General features: G+C 75.6%; 20 protein-coding genes. 12 read left to right on the top strand and 8 right to left on the bottom strand.

Going from position 1 to position 20,758, the window contains the following annotated elements; genetic code table 11:
- Window positions 1–138: 138 nt before the first annotated feature.
- Both ACWEMJ_RS17215 and ACWEMJ_RS17210 read left to right on the top strand, forming a co-directional pair.
- Window positions 139–282, top strand: a complete 144-nt coding sequence (locus ACWEMJ_RS17215) for a VenA family class IV lanthipeptide (protein WP_452137878.1) — start codon at window positions 139–141, stop codon at window positions 280–282.
- A 566-nt stretch (window positions 283–848) separates the two neighbouring features.
- Window positions 849–1,001 (top strand): hypothetical protein, encoded by a 153-nt coding sequence (locus ACWEMJ_RS17210; RefSeq protein WP_452137877.1) that lies wholly within the window; start codon window positions 849–851, stop codon window positions 999–1,001.
- Window positions 1,002–1,126: 125 nt separating this feature from the next.
- Here the strand turns inward: ACWEMJ_RS17210 and ACWEMJ_RS17205 are convergent, their stop codons facing one another.
- Entirely contained in the window at window positions 1,127–2,206 is a 1,080-nt protein-coding gene (locus ACWEMJ_RS17205; RefSeq protein ID WP_452137876.1) for an alcohol dehydrogenase catalytic domain-containing protein, read from the bottom strand.
- A gap of 202 nt (window positions 2,207–2,408) precedes the next feature.
- Between ACWEMJ_RS17205 and ACWEMJ_RS17200 the strand changes: the two genes are divergently transcribed.
- From ACWEMJ_RS17200 to ACWEMJ_RS17185, 4 genes are all read left to right on the top strand, one after another.
- Window positions 2,409–3,068 carry a class I SAM-dependent methyltransferase gene (locus ACWEMJ_RS17200; RefSeq protein ID WP_452137875.1) on the top strand — a complete coding sequence of 220 codons (660 nt, stop codon included), beginning with the start codon at window positions 2,409–2,411 and terminating at the stop codon, window positions 3,066–3,068.
- 225 nt (window positions 3,069–3,293) lie between these two features.
- Window positions 3,294–4,655, top strand: a complete 1,362-nt coding sequence (locus ACWEMJ_RS17195) for a hypothetical protein (RefSeq protein WP_452137874.1) — start codon at window positions 3,294–3,296, stop codon at window positions 4,653–4,655.
- A 7-nt stretch (window positions 4,656–4,662) separates the two neighbouring features.
- Window positions 4,663–5,631 (top strand): N-acetylmuramoyl-L-alanine amidase, encoded by a 969-nt coding sequence (locus ACWEMJ_RS17190; RefSeq protein ID WP_452137873.1) that lies wholly within the window; start codon window positions 4,663–4,665, stop codon window positions 5,629–5,631.
- A gap of 205 nt (window positions 5,632–5,836) precedes the next feature.
- Complete coding sequence (locus tag ACWEMJ_RS17185; RefSeq protein WP_452137872.1) at window positions 5,837–6,787, top strand: hypothetical protein; 951 nt, start codon at window positions 5,837–5,839, stop codon at window positions 6,785–6,787.
- A 151-nt stretch (window positions 6,788–6,938) separates the two neighbouring features.
- Here ACWEMJ_RS17185 and ACWEMJ_RS17180 read toward each other — a convergent pair whose 3' ends face one another.
- Genes ACWEMJ_RS17180 through ACWEMJ_RS17170 form a run of 3 tightly spaced genes read right to left on the bottom strand, consistent with a single transcriptional unit; the run spans window position 6,939 to window position 10,121 of the window.
- Window positions 6,939–8,018 carry a prenyltransferase gene (locus ACWEMJ_RS17180; RefSeq protein ID WP_452137871.1) on the bottom strand — a complete coding sequence of 360 codons (1,080 nt, stop codon included), beginning with the start codon at window positions 8,016–8,018 and terminating at the stop codon, window positions 6,939–6,941.
- Window positions 8,015–8,755, bottom strand: a complete 741-nt coding sequence (locus ACWEMJ_RS17175; RefSeq protein WP_452137870.1) for a class I SAM-dependent methyltransferase — start codon at window positions 8,753–8,755, stop codon at window positions 8,015–8,017. The genes ACWEMJ_RS17180 and ACWEMJ_RS17175 overlap by 4 nt, the downstream gene beginning before the upstream one ends.
- 46 nt (window positions 8,756–8,801) lie before the next feature.
- Window positions 8,802–10,121 (bottom strand): glycosyltransferase family 4 protein, encoded by a 1,320-nt coding sequence (locus ACWEMJ_RS17170; RefSeq protein WP_452137869.1) that lies wholly within the window; start codon window positions 10,119–10,121, stop codon window positions 8,802–8,804.
- A gap of 234 nt (window positions 10,122–10,355) precedes the next feature.
- On the opposite strand from ACWEMJ_RS17170, the gene ACWEMJ_RS17165 reads away from it, so the two are divergent.
- The 6 genes from ACWEMJ_RS17165 to ACWEMJ_RS17140 all read left to right on the top strand — a co-directional run bounded on the left by ACWEMJ_RS17165 (window position 10,356) and on the right by ACWEMJ_RS17140 (window position 16,962).
- Window positions 10,356–11,021, top strand: coding sequence for a TetR family transcriptional regulator (locus tag ACWEMJ_RS17165; protein WP_452137868.1), 666 nt, complete (start codon window positions 10,356–10,358; stop codon window positions 11,019–11,021).
- A gap of 233 nt (window positions 11,022–11,254) precedes the next feature.
- On the top strand, window positions 11,255–12,712 hold the full coding sequence (locus ACWEMJ_RS17160) for a prenyltransferase/squalene oxidase repeat-containing protein (RefSeq protein WP_452137867.1): 1,458 nt from the start codon (window positions 11,255–11,257) through the stop codon (window positions 12,710–12,712).
- Window positions 12,709–13,386 (top strand): SCO2322 family protein, encoded by a 678-nt coding sequence (locus tag ACWEMJ_RS17155; protein ID WP_452137866.1) that lies wholly within the window; start codon window positions 12,709–12,711, stop codon window positions 13,384–13,386. The genes ACWEMJ_RS17160 and ACWEMJ_RS17155 overlap by 4 nt, the downstream gene beginning before the upstream one ends.
- Before the next feature lie 2 nt (window positions 13,387–13,388).
- Window positions 13,389–14,528 (top strand): energy-coupling factor transporter transmembrane component T, encoded by a 1,140-nt coding sequence (locus ACWEMJ_RS17150; RefSeq protein ID WP_452137865.1) that lies wholly within the window; start codon window positions 13,389–13,391, stop codon window positions 14,526–14,528.
- On the top strand, window positions 14,525–16,129 hold the full coding sequence (locus tag ACWEMJ_RS17145) for an ABC transporter ATP-binding protein (protein ID WP_452137864.1): 1,605 nt from the start codon (window positions 14,525–14,527) through the stop codon (window positions 16,127–16,129). The genes ACWEMJ_RS17150 and ACWEMJ_RS17145 overlap by 4 nt, the downstream gene beginning before the upstream one ends.
- Window positions 16,126–16,962 carry an ECF transporter S component gene (locus ACWEMJ_RS17140; RefSeq protein WP_452137863.1) on the top strand — a complete coding sequence of 279 codons (837 nt, stop codon included), beginning with the start codon at window positions 16,126–16,128 and terminating at the stop codon, window positions 16,960–16,962. The genes ACWEMJ_RS17145 and ACWEMJ_RS17140 overlap by 4 nt, the downstream gene beginning before the upstream one ends.
- Window positions 16,963–16,975: 13 nt before the next feature.
- Here ACWEMJ_RS17140 and ACWEMJ_RS17135 read toward each other — a convergent pair whose 3' ends face one another.
- From ACWEMJ_RS17135 to ACWEMJ_RS17120, 4 genes are all read right to left on the bottom strand, one after another.
- A complete protein-coding gene (locus tag ACWEMJ_RS17135) occupies window positions 16,976–18,427 on the bottom strand; it encodes an alpha/beta hydrolase (protein ID WP_452137862.1) in 1,452 nt (483 codons plus the stop codon).
- A gap of 214 nt (window positions 18,428–18,641) precedes the next feature.
- Window positions 18,642–18,956 carry an antibiotic biosynthesis monooxygenase family protein gene (locus ACWEMJ_RS17130; RefSeq protein WP_452137861.1) on the bottom strand — a complete coding sequence of 105 codons (315 nt, stop codon included), beginning with the start codon at window positions 18,954–18,956 and terminating at the stop codon, window positions 18,642–18,644.
- 47 nt (window positions 18,957–19,003) lie between these two features.
- Complete coding sequence (locus tag ACWEMJ_RS17125; RefSeq protein ID WP_452137860.1) at window positions 19,004–20,038, bottom strand: CU044_5270 family protein; 1,035 nt, start codon at window positions 20,036–20,038, stop codon at window positions 19,004–19,006.
- Window positions 20,035–20,667 carry an RNA polymerase sigma factor gene (locus tag ACWEMJ_RS17120; protein WP_452137859.1) on the bottom strand — a complete coding sequence of 211 codons (633 nt, stop codon included), beginning with the start codon at window positions 20,665–20,667 and terminating at the stop codon, window positions 20,035–20,037. The genes ACWEMJ_RS17125 and ACWEMJ_RS17120 overlap by 4 nt, the downstream gene beginning before the upstream one ends.
- Window positions 20,668–20,758 lie beyond the last annotated feature (91 nt).

Genomic DNA, 20,758 nt, shown 5'->3' with positions numbered 1-20,758 from the left:
CGCGCGGGGGCCCGCCGGCCTGCCCGGCTGCGGCCGGGAGCGCGGTCGGCGGGGCCGGACCTGCGACGGGAAAACGCTTTCCGTCGCGGTCGTCGGACATGTCCGTGTCCGACGAGAACCCATAGGGGAGGAAACACCATGGAGAACATGACCGCGTTCGAGACCGACCTCGCCGCCCTGCAGGAGCTGCCGGAGCTGGAGTCGGTCGAGCTGGGCGGCCACGGCGGCGGGTGCCAGTTCACCTGCCTGGTCCTGACCTGCCTGGTCTTCACCATCGCCTGACCTCGGGCCCGCCCGGGCCGGGTCCGTCCCCCTCGCGGGGCGGGCCCGGCCCGCGGCCCGGAGTCGGATCGCGCAGGGCCGGCCGGCCGCCCCGACGGTGTCGGAACCACCTGAGGCGGCACCGGCCGCGGCCCTGCCCGGACCGCCCGTCGCGGTCCGGAACCCGGTGACCGCGGGACATCCGCCGGACCGGCAGCCCCGGGGTGCTCGACGCGGCCGAGTCAGCACCCCGTCCGGGCTGCCGGTCCGACGCGCATCATCGGGCAAACACCTCCAAAGCCGTCAAACCGCCTCGGCCGCGCCGGACTTGGCCGGCCGTCACCGGGCGCCCGGGACCCGGGAGGGGCGGGGTGCGGACGACGGGCGCCGGTCGGCGGTTCCGGGGCGCGACGCGCAGCGGTTTGGGTAGGCTCCGATCCGATTCGGCCGTTATCGTGGCCCCCGCGCGGGCCGACCACGAGGGCGGCCGGCTTCCTGCTGTCCGGGTCCCGGGCACACCGGCGCGCCGAGGCGGGCCGGTGCACCTTCCGCAGAGACCGCTCATTCGCACGGAGAAAACTGACCAGATGTCCGAGTCCATCGCCGACACCACCGAGCACGACCACCGCGCGCCGGGCGCCGACGAGACCGCCGACGGCGTGGCTCACGGCCGCCACCGGGGCACCACCGCCAGCGACGACAGCGCGGACGCGGACCCGCACGGCCGCCACCGCCGCTGACGTCCCGGCCGGCGCGGGCCCGACGGCCCGCCGCACGACCACCCCGTACCGCCGACGCCCCTGGCCCCGTCACCGTCCTGACGGGACCAGGGGCGTCGGCCGTCCCCGCACCGGCCGCGCGGCGCTCAGTCGAAGGTGAGGACGGTGCGCAGGGCCTCGCCGCTGCGCATCTGCCGGATCGCCTCGTTGACCTCGGTGAGCGGCAGCCGGTGGGTGATCATCCCGGCCAGGTCGAGGCGGCCGGCCCGCCACAGGTCGACGGCCCGGCCGGCGGTGCGGCGGACGTCGCCGCCGCCGTACATGGACGGCAGCAGGCGCTTCTCGTTGAAGAACAGCTCGCCCAGGCTGAAGGAGACCTGGTCGTCGGCCGCGCCGGCGCCGATCACCACCACCGCGCCGCCGCGCCGGGCGGCGTCGTAGCCGGCCCGGACGGTGGCGGAGCGGCCGACCGCCTCGAAGACGTAGTCGAAGCCGCCGCCGGGGACGCTCCGGGCGGCGGCCTTGAGGTCCTCGGGGGCGATCGCCTGGGTGGCGCCGAAGCCGAGGGCCCGTTCGCGCCGGGCGGCGACCGGGTCGACGACGGTGATCCGGGCGGCGCCGCAGATCCGGGCGCCCTGGACGGCGGCGATGCCGACGCCGCCCGCGCCGATCACGGCGACGGCCGAACCGGGCTCCACCCGGGCGGTGTTGACGGCGGCGCCGAGTCCGGTGGTGACGCCGCAGCCGATCAGCGCGGCCAGGTCGTACGGCAGGTCGGCGGGCACCGGCAGCAGCGCGTCGGCGGCGACCACCACGTCCTCGGCGAACGCGCCGGTGCTGTAGAAGCCGTACGCGTCGGTGTGCCCGCCGATCCGGAAGGCGGGGGTGGACAGGCGGCGCAGCGAGGCGACGCACAGGTGGGCCTGGTCGCGCCGGCAGGCGGGGCAGTCGCCGCAGGGCGGCATCCAGCACAGCACCACCCGGTCGCCGGGGGCGAGGCCGGTGACGCCCTCGCCGACCTCGACCACCTCGCCGGCGCCTTCGTGGCCGGGCACGAACGGCGCGGGCTGCGGCAGCACGCCCGCCATCGCGGACAGGTCGGAGTGGCAGAGGCTGGCGGCGTGCAGCCGGACCCGGACCCGGCCGGGTCCGAAGCCGACCGCCTCGACGTCGTCGCGGACGTCCAGGGTGTCCTGTCCGGTCTGGTGCAGGATCGCTGCGCGCACGGGGTGCTCCCGGGGGTGAGGGTGCCACCGGAGGCCGGTGGGAAGGCGGTGGAACGCGTTCTACTGGGGCGGAACGGCCCTCTGTATAGCGCATCGCCCCCGCCGTGCGGCAGCCCTCGTCCGGCCCGGAGGCCCGTGAGGGGCTTTCCTACCATCCAGTAGGGTCCTGGTCAGTCCCCCACCAGCCCGGCAGGAGCGCCCGATGACCGACCACACCCCCGCGGCCCCGGCCACCCCCGACCCGCAGGTGCTCGCCGCGTTCCGCGCCGCCACCGGGTTCATGCCCGAGGACGAGGGGCTGGCGCTGTACGCCGCCGCCGCGGAGGCCGCTGCCCGGACGGGGCTGCCGGTGCTGGAGATCGGCACCTACTGCGGGCGTTCGGCGATCCTGCTGGCCGACGCCGCCCGCCGGGCCGGCACGGTCGCGCTCACCGTCGACCACCACCGCGGCTCCGAGGAGCAGCAGCCCGGCTGGGAGTACCACGACGCGACGCTGGTGGACCCCGAGGTCGGCCTGATGGACACCCTGCCGCGGTTCCGCCGCACCCTGCACGCCGCCGGGCTGGAGCCGCACGTGGTGGCGCTGGTCGGCCGCTCCCCGCAGATCGCGGCGGTGTGGCAGGGCAGGCTCGCGCTGGTGTTCATCGACGGCGGGCACACCGACGAGCACGCCACCGGCGACTACCTGGGCTGGGTCCCGCACCTGGCCGAGGACGGCCTGCTGGTGGTGCACGACGTGTTCCCCGACCCGGCGGACGGCGGCCAGGCCCCGTACCGGGTGTACCTGCGGGCGCTGGACGAGGGCTTCGAGGAGGTCTCGGTGACGGGCTCGCTGCGGGTGCTGCGCCGCGCCGCCGCCTGACCCGCCGCCGTCCCGCGCGGCCCCATTTTTCCCCCGCGACCCGGGAACGATCACCGCCGCTGCGGCGTCGTCCCCACCGCGACGCGTTGCGGCACCGCCGTGACCCGCCGCGCCGACGGCCGGTACGGTGTCGGGGCGGCAGACGGCGGACGGCCGGTGCGGGGCACGGTCGGACGGACAGCGGGCAGGCATCGGCGGGTCAGTGGGCGGGGGCGAGGGAAGCGCATGACGGAACAGGGCAAGGCCGCGCGAGCGGTGTGGGATCCGACCGCGAACAACGGCGCGGGCGGCTGGGTCCGCCGGCCGGTGGCGGACGACCCGGCGGCCGCCGGCCCGCCCACCACGGCGATCCCGCTGCCGAAGATCGAGGCCGGCCCCGTCGCGCCCGCCGCCCCGGTGCCTCCGCCGGCCGCCCCGCCGCAGACGCCACCGACCGCCGCCGCCCCCGGCCCGGCCACCCCGGCCCGCGCCCCGCAGCCGGCTCCCGCGCAGCCGCCCGCCGCGCCGGTGCCTCCGCAGGGCGGCCAGCAGACGTTCGGCGGCCAGCAGTTCCCGCCGCCGCCGCAGCCGCCCGGCCAGAGCTTCGGCGGCCAGCAGACGTTCGACCAGCAGCAGTTCGACCAACAGCCGTACGGCCAGCAGCAGTTCGGCGCCCCTCCGCCCTCCTTCGGCGGCCAGCAGACCTTCGGCGGCCAGCAGTTCCCGCCGCCACAGCCCCCGGGCCAGAGCTTCGGCGGCCAGCAGACGTTCGACCAACAGCCGTACGGCCAGCAGCAGTTCGGCGGCCCCCCGCCCTCCTACGGCGGTCAGCAGCAGTTCGCGAACGGGCCGGGCAGCTACGGCGGCCAGGAGCCGGAGTTCGACTACGACGACGACCCGCGGCGCCGACGCACCCCGGTGCTGATCGGTGTGGCGGTGGCGCTGGTGGCGGTGATCGGCGTCGGCGTGGTGTGGGCGGTGAAGAACAGCGGGAGCAGCGACCCGGGCCAGGCCAAGGGCGGCAGCTCCGCCCCGGCGCCCGCCCCGGCCCAGGGCGGTACGGGCGGCAGCGCCGCGCCGTCGCCGTCCGCGTCGGGCAGCGCCGGGCCGTCCGCGTCGCCGTCGGGCTCCGCCTCGGCCGGCCCGGGCGCGGCGAGTCAGGCGAAGGCGCTGGACGCGCTGCTGACGAAGGGCGAGAACGCGAAGGCGCCGATCGGCAACGCGGTGGCGAAGGTGCGCAGCTGCCCGCCGAAGGCGGAGATCGACGCGGCGGCGAAGGTGTTCGACACCGGTGCCCAGCAGCGCGACCAACTGCTCGCCGAGCTGGCCGAGTTGCACACCGACAACCTGCCGGGCGGCCCGGAGGCGGTGGCGAAGCTGAAGGACGCCTGGCAGCAGTCCGGGGACATCGACCGGGCGTACGCGGCGTGGGCGCGCACCGTCGCCTCGCAGGGCTGCGCGAACAACGCCGCGCCGAGCACCGCCGATCTGGCCCGCGCCAACGACCTCAACCCGCAGGCCACCCAGTCGAAGAAGGACTTCGTGGCGAAGTGGAAGCCGATCGCCGACACGTACGGTCTGACGGCGCGTACCTGGGACAGGATCTGAGGACGTCGTGACCGCCCCGCCCCCGGCCGAGCCCGACGCGTTCCCCGCCCCGGAGCGGCGCACCGCGCGCCTGCGGCCGGCCGTGAAGCTGGCGAGCGTGGTGCTGCCGGTCTGCCTGATCGGCTGGCTGGGCTGGCAGGCGGTCGCGAACAGCGCGCGGGACGTCACCGCGCACCCGTCGCTGTCCCCGCACCACGCGGCGGGCGACGCCCCGCTGGACGCCTCCGCCGACTCCCCGGCCCCGGGCGACAGCCCGTCCGCGCCCGCGCCCTCCTCGCCCGCCCCGTCCCCGAGCGCGGCGGACCGGCCGCTGGCCGGGCGGACGGTGCTGCTCGACCCCGGCCACAACCAGGGCAACGTCAAGCACACCTCCGAGATCAACCGGCAGGTGGACATCGGCCGCGGCCGCAAGGAGTGCGACACCACCGGCACGTCCACCGACGCGGGCTACTCGGAGGCCGACTTCACCCTGGACGTGGTGCACCGGGCGCGGCAGATCCTGCAGGACCGGGGCGCGAAGGTGGTGCTCACCCAGGACGGCGACCGGCCGTGGGGCCCGTGCATCGACGAGCGGGCCCGGATCGGCAACGAGGCGAAGGCGGACGCGGCGGTCTCCGTCCACGCGGACGGCGCGCCGGCGTCCGGCACCGGCTTCCACGTGATCATGCCCGGCAGGGTGGTGGCGGGCCCGGCCGACACCGCCGCGATCGTCGACCCGTCGCACCGGCTCGGGGTGCTGCTCCGCGACGCGTTCAAGGCGGGCACCGGCGAGCCGACGTCGAGCTACATCGGCCAGCAGGGCCTGGACACCCGCACCGACCTGGGCGGACTCAACCTGTCGAAGGTCCCGAAGGTGTTCATCGAGTGTGGCAACATGCGCAACACCGGCGACGCGAAGCGGATGTCCGACCCGGAGTGGCGCCAGCGCGCCGCGCAGGCCGTCGCCGATGCACTGACCAGCTATCTGACGGGGTGAGCAGCTACCCAGACCCGCCGTTTCCGTACCTGTCCTGTCCCGTGCCGGACGCACTTCCGGTCTGTCCGGTTCGTACCGGATCCGGAGGGCGCTGTGCACATGGCGTCGCCTTGGCCCTAGGCTTTTGACCCGTCGTACCGCTCCGGTACCACGGGGGCTCGGTCACCGCCCGCCGACCACGACTACACCAATGAGGGGAACGTCAGTGAACCTGCGCGCTCTCACCAGGGGAGACGCCGCCGTCGCCGGTGCGGCAGTACTGCTCCTGATTTCGTCCTTCCTGCCCTTCCGGAAGTTCGACTGCTCCGGCCGGCTCTGCCCGCCGTCGTCGAACGCCTGGGCCTCGGGCCTGTTCCCGCTGCTGCCGTCGGTGGTGCTGACCGGCCTGGTCGGTGCGGCGCTGGTCGTGCTGTTCCGGCTGCAGAAGGAGAGCTGGGGCAACAAGCAGGTGGCCGGTCTGCGGCTGGACCAGTGGGGCACGGCGCTGTCCGTGATCTCGTTCTGGGGCTGCCTGTGGACGCTGCTCGGCACCCCGGATGCCCTCACCAACGGTGCGGGCGCCTACCTGTCGCTGCTGTCCACCCTGGTGCTGGCGGGTGCGGTGATCGCCGGTCCGCTGGTCCCGGCCCTGCAGGGCCCGCTGATGCCCGCCGCCGGCCCGGCGGCGACCGTCCCGCAGCCGTTCCCGCCGTACGGCGGCCAGCCGGGCCAGCCCGGTCAGCCCGGCGCGTACGGCTACCCGGGCGGGCAGCAGCAGCCGTTCCCCGGCCAGCAGCAGCCGCAGGCCGAGCAGGCGGTGCCCGCCGCCCAGCAGTTCGGCGGCCAGCCGGCCGGCGGCTACGGCTACCCGGCGCCCGCGCAGGCCGCCGCCCCCGCCGCGCAGCAGGTCGCGCAGCAGCCCACCGCCGTCCAGCCGGCCATTCAGGACCAGGTTCCGCCGCAGGCCGCCGCCGCGCCGTTCGCCCCGTTCTGGTTCGCCGTCCCGGCGGTCCGTCAGCTGGGCAACAAGGACAACCCGGCCGCCCCGCCGGTCGGCGAACTGGTCCCCGGCACCTGGTACCTGGCGGTCGACCAGCGCGGCAACGCCCTGGTCGCGCAGCTGCCCGACGGCACCCACGGCGTGCTGAACGACACCACGGGCATCCAGCGCGGCTGACGCCCGGGCGCGCCCGAGCGCGCACCCGGGGGCGCGAGGAACTGCGCGAGCAACCCCTTTCACGCCAAAAGGTCCGCCCGAGGAGGGAACTCCCCTCCTCGGGCGGACCTTCTGCATGGCGGACACCGGCCGAAGGCCCGTCCCGGAACGTTCAGCAGCAGTCGGAGACGGCCATCCCGCTCGGCAGGTGCTCCCCGCCGAACACGCTGACCGTCGCGTGGTCGCCGCCGAGCGCCGCGACCGCGAGCAGCAGCGCGCCCGCCGTCCAGGTGGTGCGCTCCTCGGGCCAGATCGCGTCGTCCTCGAAGACGTAGCCCGTCCAGTACGACCCGTCCTGGTGCCGCAGGTGCTGGATCCAGCGGAGGATCTCCACGGCCCGGTCGGACTGCCCGGCGGCCCACAGCGCGAGGGCGAGTTCGGCGCTCTCGCCGCCGGTGACCCACGGCCGGTCGCTGACGCAGCGGACGCCGAGGCCGGGGACGACGAACCGGTCCCAGTCGGCCGCCAGCCGGCGGGTGGCGTCCTCGCCGCGCAGCGCGGTGCCGAGGACGGGGTAGTACCAGTCCATCGAGTAGCGGTCCTTGTCGAGGAACCGCTCGGGGTGGCGGGCGATGGCGTGCTGGAGGCGTCCGGCGGCCAGCTCCCAGTCGGGCTGCGGCCGGTCGAGGTGGTCGGCGACGGCGAGTCCGCAGCGCAGCGCGTGCAGGATCGAGCAGGAGCCGGTGAGCAGCGCGTCGGTCGCGGCGGTGCCGTCCTCGTCCTGCCGCCAGGCGATCGCCCCGCCGGGCAGGCTCAGCCGGACGGTGTGGTCGAGGGCGCGGCTGACGGTGGGCCAGATCCGGTCCAGGAAGCGGTCGTCGCCGGTGGACAGGTGGTGGTGCCAGGCGCCGACGGCGAGGTACGCGCAGAAGTTGGTCTCGCGGGCGCGGTCGGTGGCGGTGCCGTCGGGGACGCCGTCCTGGCCGTAGGCGTAGGCGGCGTACCAGGAGCCGTCGGGGTTCTGCCGGTCGGCGAGCCACTGGTAGGCGGCTTCGGCGGCGGCGTGCTCGCCGGCGGTGTCGAGGGCCATCGCGGCCTCGGTGTGGTCCCAGGGGTCGAGGTGGCCGCCGTGGAACCACGGGATGGCGCCGTCGGGCTGCTGGTGGGCGAGGATCGAGCGCACCGTGTCGGCGGCCTGGTCGGCGTCGAGGACGCCGTCCAGCAGCAGGGCCGCGGGGACGGCGGCCGTCACGCGCCGGCCCGCGGCTGGTGCGGCTTGCTGGCGTAGACGACGAAGGACTTGCCGAGCACCGGGTTGAGGGCCTTCTCGGCGGCCTTGGTGAGGGTGGAGATGACGGGGGTGCCGACGATGTCCCAGACCAGCAGCTGGTGGTAGGCGCGCACCGGCAGGGCCTTGTCGTTGTTGACGCCCATCGCGCACTTGATCCACCAGTACGGGGAGTGCAGGGCGTGCGCGTGGTGGCTGCCGTAGGGCTCCAGGCCGGCCCCGCGGACCTTCTCGACCAGCTCGTCGCCCTTGTAGATGCGGATGTGGCCGCCCTCGACCTCGTGGTACTCGTCGGACAGCGCCCAGCAGATCTTCTCCGGCAGGTAGCGGGGCACGGTGACGGCGAGCAGCCCGCCGGGCTTGAGGACGCGGACCATCTCGGCGAGCACGCCCTTGTCGTCGGGGATGTGCTCCATCACCTCGGAGATGATGATCCGGTCGAAGGTGTCGTCGTCGAACGGCAGGTTCAGCGCGTCGCCCTCCATCGCGGTGGCGCTGGCCCCGGCGGGCGCCTCGCCGGCCTGTTCCATGGCGGCGAACCACTTGCGGACCTCGGCGATCTCCTCGCCGTTCTGGTCGAGGGCGACCACGTTGGCGCCGCGCCGGTAGCACTCGAACGCGTGCCGGCCACCGCCGCAGCCCAGGTCGAGCACCCGGTCGCCTGGGGCGAGCGGGAAGCGGGAGAAGTCGACGGTCAGCACTGCGGGGCTCCCATTCACGAAGGGTGGTACGGCTGTTGACGGTCGGTCAGCCGACGTAGCGCCAGCCCGGTCCGGAGCGGGCGGCGGCGCCCGCGCCGGTGGCGATGGCGGCCCGGTAGCGGTCGGCGGTGAGTTCGGCGGCGCGGGCCCAGGTGAACCGGTCCAGCACGCGGGCCCGTCCGGCCTCGCCGAGCCGGGCGCGCAGTTCGGGGTCGTCGAGCAGCCGGCCGAGCGCGGCGGCGAGCGCCCCGGCGTCGCCGGGCGGGACGGCCAGGCAGGTCTCGCCGTCGGGTCCGGCGACCTCGGGGATGGCGCCGCCGGTGGTGGCGACCAGCGGGGTGGCGGTGGCCATCGCCTCGGCAGCGGGCAGCGAGAAGCCCTCGTACAGCGAGGGGACGCAGGCGGCCTCGGCGGAGCGGTACAGGTCGACGAGTTCGGCGTCGGTCAGCCCGGTGCGGAACTCGATGTGCCGCTCCAGGCCGAACCGGCGCACCGCCTCGGCGACCGGCCCGTCGTCCTTCTGCGGCTTGCCGACCACCACCAGGTGGGCGTCGCGTTCGGTGCGGACCTTGGCGAGCGCCTCCACCAGGTGCACCAGGCCCTTCAGCGGGACGTCGGCGCTGGAGGTGGTGACGATCCGTCCGGGCACCCGGACCATGTCGGCGGACGGCGACCACAGGCGGGTGTCGGCGCCGATCGGGACGACCGAGATGCGGCCCGGGGCGGCGCCGAGGTGTTCGGCGATCTCGCCGCGGGAGCTCTCCGAGACGGTGATGACGTGCTCCAGCCGGCGCGCCACCCGCTGCTGCATCCGGGTGAAGGCGTACCAGCGGCGCTTGCCGAGCCGCTCCAGCCGGCCGGCGGCCGCGTCGATCTCCAACTGCCGGTCCACGGTGACCGGGTGGTGGACGGTGGTGACCAGCGGGAAGCCGTGCCGGGCCAGGCCGAGCAGGCCGTAGCCGAGGGTCTGGTTGTCGTGCACCACGTCGTAGCGGCCCTTGTGTCGGGCCAGGTACTGGCGGGCGCGCAGCGAGAAGGTCAGCGGCTCGGGGAAGCCGCCGGTGCGCATCACCGCGTACTCCAGCAGGTCCACCGGGCCGCGGAACTCGCCGGCTGCGGGGGTGCGGAACGGGTCGTCGGCGCGGTACAGGTCGAGGCTGGGCAGTTCCACCAGGCGCACCGAGCCGGGGCCCTCGACCTCGTCCAGCACCGGGTACGGCTGGGCGCCGATCACGTCGACGTGGTGGCCGAGCCGGGCGAGCTCCCGGGACAGGTGGCGCACGTACACGCCCTGGCCGCCGCAGAACGGGTCGCCGCGGTACGACAGCAGGGCGATCCGCAGCGACGGCGGCGGCAACGCGGTCATCCGGGGCCCCTCTTCCCTACTCACCGGGACCGGCGACGGAGCGGGCCGCCGACCGGTAAAGTAGATCACGTTTCACAGTGGTGCAGGCTCGCCGTCGGGGAAAGCGGACAACGAGAGACCTCGAAGATTACCGGGCCGTAGCTTGCCGTCAGGAGCCGTGGCAGGTGATTCACGCCACGCCGAGCGACCGCCTGCCGCCCACCCGTCCTTCGATCCTCCGCCCCGGGAGTGAACGTGACCGCGAACGCCGCCGCCGACGGGACGCTGACGCCGCGCCAGGCCGAACGCCGCCGGAGCATCCTGCGGGCGGCCACCGCGCTGGCCGCCCGGGGCGGGCTGGAGGCGGTGCAGATGCGCGAGGTCGCGGAGGGCGCGCAGGTCGCGCTCGGCACCCTGTACCGCTACTTCCCGTCCAAGGTGCACCTGCTGGTCGCGGTGATGCGTGAGCAGCTGGAACGGCTGCACGAGCAGGTGAGGCGGCGTCCGCCGACCGGCGCGGACCCGGCGGCCCGGGTGGCCGAGGCGCTCACCAACGCCTTCCACGCGCTGCAGCGCGAACCCCGGCTGGCGGAGGCGATGGTGCGGGCGCTGTCCTTCGCGGACCGCTCGGTGGGCAGCGAGGTGGACGAGGTCGCCCAGGTCACCTCCGCCATCGTGCTGGAGGCCGCCCGGCTGCCCGACCCGCCGACCGCCGGCCAGCAGGCGGCGCTGCGGGTGGTCGCCCACACCTGGCACGCCACCCTGCTGGCGTGGCTGTCGGGGCGGGCCTCGCTGGCCGAGGTCCGGGCCGACCTGCACACCGCCGCGCGGCTGCTCACCCTCGCCTCGGACGTCGACACCCCGCGCGAACTGCAACCCGTTCCACCACCTCCCGGGGGTGCCGCGGCGGTCGGCGGCTAGAGTTCTTCAGGCGCGGGACGGCCCCCACCGGTCCGCCGACAACTTCACATCGCCTCCGAGGCCGGGGGAAGCCGGTGCGATTCCGGCACTGACCCGCAACCGTGAGCCGCCGCCCCTCGCCGGGGCGCGGCGCAGTCGGACTGCCCGGCCGGAGACGAGCGGCCCTCCTCCGTCGTGGGTCCACGGGCGGCCCGCACGGGCCCGCTGCGACCGCTCCCGAAAGGCTTCTCCCCATGCTGACCGCTGCCCGCCTCGGCGCCGCCGCGCTGGCCGGCGCCCTGCTCGCCGGCGCCGCCGCCGCGCCCGCGCTCGCCGATCCCGCCTCCCCCTCCGCGGACGCGTCGGCATCCGGCTCGGCGTCGGCGCCCCCGTCCGGCTCCGCCTCGGGTCCGGCGTCCGGTTCGGCCTCGGCCTCCGGTTCGGCGTCCGGCTCCGCTTCCGGTTCGCCGACGGCGGCGCCCGGGGTGCCGGCCGGGCTGTACGGCAAGGGCGACCCGCAGTACGACGGCGTGTGGCGGCAGTCGCTGGCGCTGATCGCGCTGCACCAGGAGAAGGTCGAGCCCGACGACGCCGCCGTGAAGTGGCTGCTCGACCAGCAGTGCGAGGACGGCGGCTGGCCGTCGTACCGGGCCGAGGGCGCGGCCTGCGTCCCGGCCACCGAGGACTCCAACGCCACCGCGATGGCCGTCCAGGCGCTCACCGTGCTCGGCGACCACAAGCAGCAGGTCACCCGGGGCACCGACTGGCTGCGCGCCCAGCAGACCGTGGACGGCACCTGGTCCTACAACCCGGGCGCCCCCGGTGACGCCAACTCCACCGCCCTGGTGGTGAACGCGCTGCTGGCCGCCGGTCTCGACCCGGCCGGCACGGCCGTCCCCGGCGGGCAGTCCGCCTACCAGGGGCTGGCCTCCTTCCAGCTGGGCTGCTGGGCGCCCGCCGAGCAGCGCGGCGCGTTCGTCTACCAGCCGGTCTCCGGCGCTCCGGCCGCCCCCAACACGCTCGCCTCCGCCCAGGCCCTGCTGGCCTCCGCGGGCGGGCGCCTGCCGGTCACCACCGCGGACCGCAAGGACGCCGCGCCGAAGGCCCTGAGCTGCCCGGACACCCCGGGCGACGGCCCGGTCGCGCACGCCGACTCCGCCGAGGCGGACGCCGCCTGGCTGACCGGGAAGCTCGCCGCCGGCGGGCAGCGCCTGCTGCTGGAGACCCCCGGCGCAGCGGCCACCGCCGACTACAACTCGACCGCCTGGTCGGTGCTCGGCCTGGTCGCCTCCGGCCACTCCGCGCAGGCCGCCAGCGCCGCCGACTGGCTGGCCGGCAACGGCTACGCCTGGGCCGCGCAGGGCAGGAGCGGCACCGACCCGGCGGCGGCCGCCACCCTGGTGCTCACCGCCCGCGCCGCCAAGCTCGACCCCTACAACTTCGGCGGCGCCAACATGGTGCAGCTGCTGGTCGACTCCGGCCCGAAGCCGAAGGTCGGCCCCGCCGTCGGCGACCCGCAGGCCACCCGCGCGCCCGGTTCGGCGATCACCGAGCCCGACGAGAACAGCGGTTTCTCGGCCGGCTGGCTGATCGGCGTCGGCCTGTTCGTCGGCGTCGGCGCGGGCGTCCTGCTCAGCCTCAACCGCCGCCGCCACAACCAGCTCGCCGCCGACGCCGCCGCGCCGGCGGAGCAGCCGGAGCAGGACCGGTGACCGGCCGAACTGCCCTGCCCGTCAGGGCCGTTGTGGTCCTGCTCGCGGCGCTCGGCGCGCTGGTGTCGACGCTGGGCCCGGCCGCCGGGGCCGCGTACGCGGCGGACTACCGGTACTGGTCGTTCTGGAAGGGCGGCCCGGACGGCTGGTCGTTCCAGCAGGTCGGGCCGACCGGGAACGTGCCGGCGGACGGCGCGGTGGACGGCTGGCGGTTCGTGCTCAGCCCGGACGGCGGCCAGGACGCGCCCCGTCCGGCGCCGGCCGCCGACTTCGCGGCGATCTGCGCGAACACCGCGCCCAGCGGCGGTCACAAGCGGGTCGCCGTGGTGCTCGACTTCGGCACCGCGAAGGACGCCCCGAACGGTGAACAGCCCGCCGAGGCACGGTCGTTGTGCGCCTCGGTGCCGACCGCCGCGAACTCGGCGGAGGTGCTGGCCGCGGTGGCCCCGCCGCTGCGCTACGACTCCGCCGGGCTGCTGTGCGCGATCGCGGGCTACCCGCGCGCGGGCTGCGGCGAGCAGGTCGCGGCCGGCGCCGACCCGGTCGCGCGGTCGGGCGGTTCGGCCGACAAGGGCGACGGGGGTCCGGCCGTCGGCGTGATCGCCGGGGCCGGCGTGGTGGTCCTGCTGGGCGCGGGCGCGCTCTGGCAGGCCCGTCGCCGCCGCACCCGCTGACCATGTCCGTCGACCGTCTGCGCCGCGACGCCCCCGGCCCGGCCAACTCCCGGGCGGTGCACAGCCGTTCGCTGCCCAGGCAGCTGCATCCGGGGGCCTGGTGGCTGTGGTCGCTGGGCCTCGCGGCGGCGGCCAGCCGGACCACCAACCCGGTGCTGCTGCTGCTGATCCTGGCCGTGGCCGGGTTCGTGGTGGCCGCCCGGCGCGGCGACGCGCCGTGGGCCCGCTCGTACGCGGCGTTCCTGCGGCTGGGCCTGCTGGTGCTGGCCGCCCGGGTGGTGTTCGCGATCGTGCTGGGCTCCCCCGTCGGCGGCACCCACGTCCTGTTCACCCTCCCCCAACTCCCGCTCCCCGCCTGGGCGCAGGGCGTCCGGCTGGGCGGTTCGGTGAGCCTGGAGGGCGTGCTGTTCGCGCTGTACGAGGGCCTGCGCCTGGCGGTGCTGCTGGCCTGCGTGGGCGCGGCGAACGCGCTGGCCTCCCCGTCGCGGCTGCTGCGTTCGCTGCCGGGCGCGCTGTACGAGGCGGGCGTGGCGGCCGTGGTGGCGATGACCTTCGCGCCGAACCTGGTCGCGGACGTCCGGCGGCTGCGCGCGGCGCGGCGGCTGCGCGGCCGCACCGACCGGGGCGTGCGGGCGGTGCTGTCGGTCGGACTGCCGGTGCTGGAGGGCGCGTTGGAGCGTTCGGTGGCGCTGGCCGCGGCGATGGACACCCGGGGCTTCGGCCGCACCGCCGAGGTGCCGCGCCGACTGGTGCGCGCGGCGGGCGCGTTGACGCTCGCCGGGCTGCTCGGGGTGTGCGCCGCGACGTACGGGCTGCTCACCGCCGGCAGCCACGCCTGGGCGCTGCCCGTCCTGCTGGCGGGCGTCGCCGCGTCCGCCGCCGGGCTCGCGCTGGGCAACCGGCGCTCCGTCCGGACGCGTTACCGGCCCGACCCCTGGGCGCTCCCGGAGTGGCTGACTGCCCTCTCGGGCGCGCTGGTCGCGGCCGCCCTGATCTGGTACGCGGGCCGCTGGCCGGAGGCCCTGACGCCGTCGGTGGTGCCGCCGACCGCGCCCCGGCTGCCGCTGCTGCCCGCCGCGGCCGCGCTGATCGGCCTGCTGCCCGCCTTCGTCACCCCCGAGCCGCCCCGGAGTAACCGGTGATTACTTTCGAGCAGGTCGGCGTGCGGTACGCCGACGCCGCCGAACCCGCCCTGCGCGGTGTCGACCTGACCGTTCCGGAGGGCGAACTCTGCCTGCTGGTCGGCCCGTCCGGCGCCGGCAAGTCCACCCTGCTGGGCACCGTCTCCGGCCTGGTGCCGCACTTCACCGGCGGCGTCCTGGAGGGCCGGGTCACCGTCGCCGGACGCGACACCCGCACCCACCGGCCGCGCGAACTCGCCGACGTGGTCGGCACGGTGGGCCAGGACCCGGCCGGGCACTTCGTCACCGACACCGTCGAGGAGGAACTCGCCTACGGCATGGAGTCGTTGGGCCTGCCGCCGGCCGTGATGCGCCGCCGCGTCGAGGAGACCCTCGACCTGCTCGGCCTCGCCGAGCTGCGCGGCCGCGCCCTGTCCGCGCTCTCCGGCGGCCAGCGCCAGCGGGTCGCGATCGGCTCGGTGCTCACCGTCCACCCCAAGGTGCTGGTGCTGGACGAGCCCACCTCGGCGCTCGACCCGGGCGCCGCCGAGGAGGTGCTGGCCGTCCTGCAGCGCCTGGTGCACGACCTCGGCACCACCGTGCTGCTCTCCGAGCACCGGCTGGAGCGCGTCGTCCAGTACGCCGACCAGGTCCTGCTGCTGCCCGGCCCCGGCGAGCCCCCCGTGCTCGGCGACCCCGCGGCGCTGATGGCCCGCTCGCCGGTCCGGCCGCCGGTGGTCGACCTCGGGCTGCTGGCCGGCTGGGAGCCGCTGCCGCTCACCGTCCGCGACGCCCGGCGGCGGGCGGCGGCGCTGCGCGAGCGGCTGCCCGGACCCGCCGCCCCGCCCGCCGACCGGCCGACCGCCCCCGCGCTCGCCACCGCCACCCGGCTGGTGGTCTCGCGCGGACCCGTCCCGGCCCTGCGCGGGGTCGAACTCGCCCTGTTCCCCGGCGAGATCACCGCACTGATGGGACGCAACGGCGCGGGCAAGTCGACCCTGCTGGGCAGCCTGGTCGGCCTGCACGCCCCCGACTCCGGCAGCGTCCGGGTCAACGGCCTCACCCCGCACAAGTCCCGCCCCAAGGACCTGATCCGCTCCGTCGGCCTCGTCCCGCAGGACCCGCGCGACCTGCTGTACGCCGAGACCGTCGCCGCCGAGTGCGCCACCGCCGACCAGGACGCCGGCGCCGAACCCGGCACCTGCCGCGCCCTGCTGGCGGCCCTGCTCCCCGGCATCGACGACGACTGCCACCCCCGCGACCTGTCCGAGGGCCAGCGCCTCACCCTGGCGCTCGCCGTGGTGCTCGCCGCCCGCCCGCCGCTCCTGCTGCTGGACGAGCCCACCCGCGGCCTCGACTACGCCGCCAAGGCCCGCCTGGTCGAGATCCTGCGCACCCTCGCCGCCGAGGGCCACGCCGTCCTGCTGGCCACCCACGACGTCGAGCTCGCCGCCGAACTCGCCCACCGCACGGCCGTCCTGGCCGAGGGCGAGATCGTCGCCGACGGCCCGACCCCGGAGGTCGTGCTGGCCTCGCCGACCTTCGCCCCGCAGACCGCGAAGATCCTTCCGCCGTACCTCACCGTCCCCGAAGTCGCCGCCGCGCTCAGGGAGTTGCCATGACCTCCCGGGATCTCGCCGGGCCCGCCCGGGACCTCGCCCGGCCCGTCCCGCTCGGGCGGCGGTCGGTCGTCGCGCTCGCCCTGGTCTCCGCGGTCGGGGTGGCCGCGTTCGGCTGGCCGCTGCTCGCCGCCCGCGACTCCGACCTGGTCGGCCACTCCGCCGACGCGCCCTGGCTGTTCGCCCTGCTGCTGCCGCTGCTGCTCGCCGTCCTGGTCGCGCAGCTCTCCGAGGGCCGCACCGCCACCGGCGCGCCCGGCCTGGACGCCAAGGCCGTCGCCATGCTCGGCGTCCTCGCCGCCGCCGGCGCGGCGCTGCGACCGCTCGGCGCCGGCACCGCCGGCCTGGAGCCGATGTTCTTCCTGATGGTGCTGTCCGGGCGCGCCCTCGGCCCCGGCTTCGGCTTCGTGCTGGGCGCGCTGTCGATGTTCGCCTCCGGCCTGCTGACCGGCGGCGTCGGGCCGTGGCTGCCGTTCCAGATGCTCGCCATGGGCTGGGTCTGCCTCGGCGCGGGCTTCCTCCCGGGCGCCGCCCGGCTGCGCGGCCGGGGTGAGCTGCTCCTCCTCGCGGCCTACGGCGCCCTCTCCGCCGTCGGCTACGGCGTGGTGATGAACCTCCAGGGCTGGCCCTACATCGGCGGGCTGGCCACCTCGATCTCCTTCGTCCCCGGCGACCCGCTGCCCGCCAACCTGGCCCGCTTCGCCCTCTACTGCCTCACCACCTCCCTCGGCTGGGACCTCCCCCGCGCCGCCCTCACCGCCGTCCTCTGCCTCACCGTCGGCGGCCCGCTGCTGCGCACCCTGCGCCGCGCCACCCGGCGCGCCGCGTTCCGCTAGGGCCGGACAGGGCCTAACCCCCGCAGGTCACGTCGTGCGCGGGCAGCCGTCCCGTGGTCAGGTAGCGTGCGACGGCGCCGTCCGCGCAGGACGGGCCCGCCACCACCACGCCGTGGCCCTGCCCGCCGGCCACCGTGACCATCCGCGCGCCGTGCAGCGCCCGCCGCATGCCCTGCGCCATGGCGAGCGTCGCCTGCGGGTCCCACTGGTTCTGCACGATCAGCGCGCCGACGCCGTTGTTCACCACCGTCGCCGGCTCGACGGCCGCCGACTTCCAGAACGCGCACGGCTGGACGTTCGCCCCCAGGTCGCCGGCCAGCGGGTACCTGGCCCGGTCGGCGATCGCGTCGCGCCGGTACTGCTCCGGGTCGCGCGGCCAGCTGCGGGTGTCGCCGCAGAACACCGCCCAGGTGACGGCCGCCATGTTGGCGTCCACGGTGGGCTCCGGCCCGGCGGGCACCGCCGGTCCGCCCGCCGCCGCGGCCTTCAGCGCGACGATCCACGGGGTGACGGCCTCGACCTGCACGAACGCGCGGTACCCCGAACGGATGGCGTCGCCGTCGATGCCCCTGCCGTCCTCGGTCGGCACGGGCGTCCGGTCGGCCTGCTCCACCAGCTCCCAGAACGTCGTGCGCACCTGCGCCGCCGTGGCCCCCAGCCCGTAGGTCGCGTCGCGCTCGGCGGCCCACTCCGTCCACCGGGTGAAGGCGAGTTCGGCCGCCGACGACCAGCCCCGGAACGTCTCCCGCCAGGCGAGCTTCGGATCGAGCGCGCTGTCGAGCACGAACCGGTCCGCGCGCTGCGGGAACAGCTGCGTGTAGACGGCGCCCAGGTACGTCCCGTACGAGTACCCGAAGTAGGAGATCCGCCGCTCGCCCAGCGCCGCCCGGACGACGTCCATGTCGCGCGCCGTGTTGCGGCTGGTGAGGTGCGGCAGGACGTCCCCCGCCTTCGCCCAGCACTTGTCCGCCACCGATCGGGCCCGCGCCACGTCCTTGTCGAACTCGGCTTCCCGGTACGGGTGTTGGACGCTGCGCTCGTCCTCCGTCAGGTCGCAGTCGAGCGGCGTGCTCCGCCCCACCCCGCGCGGGTCGAACCCGATCAGGTCGAACCTCGCCCGCACCTCCGCCGGCAGCAGCGGCTCCATCTCCACCGGCATCGTCAGCCCCTGACTGCCCGGCCCTCCGGGATTCATCAGCAGCACCCCGTGCCGCTTCTCCGCGCTCTGCGCCCGCACCCGCGAGATCGCGACGTCGATCGTCCGCCCCGTCGGCTTCGCGTAGTCCAGCGGCACCTCCACCGTCGCGCACTCGGCCGCCGATCCGGCCAACTCGCAGCGCTCCCACCGCAGTTCCTGCCGCTCGAAGCGCTGCAGCCCGTCCCCCGCCGCGAACGCCGTCGTCGGCGTCAGCGCCGCCAGCACGGCCGTCAACAACAGAATCGTTCGCCCGTTTCGCAGAACCATGCCAGCCCTCTGTACGGAGTAGTCAGTGCCTCGGAACAGCTCCAGTCTCCGTTCCGCCACCCCCGCACCCCGTACTCCCACAGCACGGACCCGCCCTCCGACCTCCGGCGTACCTCCCGGGGGCCGACCCCCGGCCACGCTCCCACCCGGCCTCCTCCTCCAGCACCGCGAAGGGGGCCGGCCTCCGCCGAGACCGACCCCCTCCCCTTGCGCCTTACGCCTTCCCGCCGGCGGATTGCACCACCTCGAAGGACCACAGCTCCGACCCGGTCGCCGCCGGCTTGGGCCGCTCGCCGCCACCCTGGTGCGCCGACCTGCTCGGCCCCTCCACCCACGCCCGGTACGACTCCTCGTCGCGCCAGCGCGTGTACACCAGGTACTGGTCCGTTCCCTCCACCGGCCTCAGCAACTCGAACCACTCGAACCCGTCCGAGTTCTCCACCACCCCGGCCCGCGCGGCGAACCGCTGCTCCAACACCTCCCGCTGCTCAGCAGGGACAGTCAGCACATTGATCTTCACAACGCTCATGCCGCCATCCTGCCCCACCTCACAGCGTCCGGCCGGGCCGCGGCCGGTCAGGCCTTGGTGTCGGCCGGGGCCTGCTTCATCTCGTCCACGACGGCGCGCTCGGTGATGGCCGTGGTGGACAGGACCGTGCCGCGCTTGAACTGGACCTGGTCCTTGGCCGGCTTGCCGACCTGGACGGTGCGCGCGCCGAGGAGCGCGTACGTCGACCGGTCGAAGATCCACTCGGAGCGCTGGCCGTTCTTCTCGTTGAGCCGGGCCACCGCGACCCCGTGGCGGCCGATGGCGTCGGTCGCGTCGTTCACCACGGCCACGCCGGGGATCTCGGCGGCGGCCTTGTAGAGCGCGGAGGTGAGCGGGGCCGGGAGCCGGCTGAACTCCAGGAGGGTGCCGATCGCCATGAACGCCTCCGCGTCCGTGCCGTCGAACGCGATCTCCTCGCGGATCTTCTTCAGCAGCGCGTCGGGGTCGGTGGGGAGGGACGCCAGGTACTGCCGGCTCGGCCATTCGATCCGGCCGACGCGCAGCACGCTCAGGGGGCTGTCCACGTTCTGCTGGGGCTCGGCGATCCAGCCCTGGCCGCCGTCCGACGAGATCCACATCTGCCGGGTGTGCAGCGGGACTTCCGACTGGACGTACTCGCCGTTGACGTTCTCCACCTTCAGGCCGGCGGTCTTCGACTCGATGTAGGCGTACTGGCCCGGACGCGCCGCCTGGCCCGGGGCCTCCTCGGCGGCCAGCGAGATCCGGTCGAGCAGCTGGACGGCTCCCTTCGGGTCGGCGTCGTCGACGGTGGTGGTCAGCGCCGGGCCGGCGGCGACGGAGCGGTCCGCGTCGGCGTGCGGGAGCAGGACCGCTCCGGCCGCGACGGCGCCCGCCAGGGCGCAGGCCGCCGCGGGGAGCAGGATCGCGCGGCGCAGGAACGGGTTGCGCCGCACCGGGCCGGGACGGGCCTGGGCGTCGAGGTCTTCGTGGATCTGGGCCATCAGTCGCTCCTTGTGGAACCGGTGGCGGCCCGCCGGCAGATTCCGCTCCGCGGTCGGCCGGAGGCCGTCGACCTCGGGCCGGTAGGGGCTGGTGTTCATCGTTGTCCTTCCGGTACGGGCCGGACCGCGATCGCGCGGTCCCTCTCTGTCTGTCGGGTGCGGCGGGCGAGTTCCCGGCTTTCGGCCGCCAGTTCCGCGTGGGCGAGCTTGCGCAGCTTGGCGCGGGCGCGGGAGAGCCGGGAGCGGACCGTCCCGACGGGGACGCCGAGCGCCTCGGCGGCCTCGGCGTACTCCAGGCCCTCCCACAGGCACAGGATCAGCACCTCGCGCTCGGTGCGCCGCAGCGACCCGATGGCCGTGACGGTGGCGGCGATCCGCCGCCGGTCGTCCACCTGCCCGGCCACCTCCTCGGCGTGGTCGGGCACTTCCCCCACCGAGGCCCCGCTCGCGGCGAACGCGGCGGCCGCCGCCCGGTAACGCCGGTTGCCCCGGCACTGGTTGCGCGCCAGGTTGGTCGCGATCCCCAGCAGCCACGGCCGCAGCGACCCGCCCTCCTCGGCCACCCGTCCGCGCAGCCGCCACGCCTCCAGGAACGTCGCCGACATGACGTCCTCGGCCACCGACCAGTCCGCGGTGAGCCGGAACGCGTGGTTGTAGACCCCCCGCGCATACCGGTCGAACAACTCCCCGAACACCCTCGGATCCCCGGCCCGCACCCGGGTTCGCATATCTGTGATCACCCCTATGAGCTGTCCACCCCCGCACCCCGGGTTCCCATGACCCACCTCACCCCCGGACGAATATTCGCGAATCAGTCCC

The organism is Kitasatospora sp. NPDC004531, from assembly GCF_053602195.1.
The sequence above is the reverse complement of the archived record's forward strand: the minus strand, read 5'-3'. Positions and strand labels throughout refer to the sequence as shown.

Excerpts from the sequence above, each read along its gene's own strand:
- ACWEMJ_RS17135 (WP_452137862.1), bottom strand. The coding sequence starts at position 18,427 with ATGGTTCTGCGAAACGGGCGAACGATTCTGTTGTTGACGGCCGTGCTG.
- ACWEMJ_RS17215 (WP_452137878.1), top strand. The coding sequence starts at position 139 with ATGGAGAACATGACCGCGTTCGAGACCGACCTCGCCGCCCTGCAGGAG.
- ACWEMJ_RS17150 (WP_452137865.1), top strand. The coding sequence starts at position 13,389 with ATGTCCGTCGACCGTCTGCGCCGCGACGCCCCCGGCCCGGCCAACTCC.
- ACWEMJ_RS17195 (WP_452137874.1), top strand. The coding sequence starts at position 3,294 with ATGACGGAACAGGGCAAGGCCGCGCGAGCGGTGTGGGATCCGACCGCG.
- ACWEMJ_RS17125 (WP_452137860.1), bottom strand. The coding sequence starts at position 20,038 with ATGAACACCAGCCCCTACCGGCCCGAGGTCGACGGCCTCCGGCCGACC.
- ACWEMJ_RS17210 (WP_452137877.1), top strand. The coding sequence starts at position 849 with ATGTCCGAGTCCATCGCCGACACCACCGAGCACGACCACCGCGCGCCG.
- ACWEMJ_RS17120 (WP_452137859.1), bottom strand. The coding sequence starts at position 20,667 with ATGCGAACCCGGGTGCGGGCCGGGGATCCGAGGGTGTTCGGGGAGTTG.
- ACWEMJ_RS17170 (WP_452137869.1), bottom strand. The coding sequence starts at position 10,121 with ATGACCGCGTTGCCGCCGCCGTCGCTGCGGATCGCCCTGCTGTCGTAC.
- ACWEMJ_RS17160 (WP_452137867.1), top strand. The coding sequence starts at position 11,255 with ATGCTGACCGCTGCCCGCCTCGGCGCCGCCGCGCTGGCCGGCGCCCTG.
- ACWEMJ_RS17130 (WP_452137861.1), bottom strand. The coding sequence starts at position 18,956 with ATGAGCGTTGTGAAGATCAATGTGCTGACTGTCCCTGCTGAGCAGCGG.
- ACWEMJ_RS17200 (WP_452137875.1), top strand. The coding sequence starts at position 2,409 with ATGACCGACCACACCCCCGCGGCCCCGGCCACCCCCGACCCGCAGGTG.
- ACWEMJ_RS17140 (WP_452137863.1), top strand. The coding sequence starts at position 16,126 with ATGACCTCCCGGGATCTCGCCGGGCCCGCCCGGGACCTCGCCCGGCCC.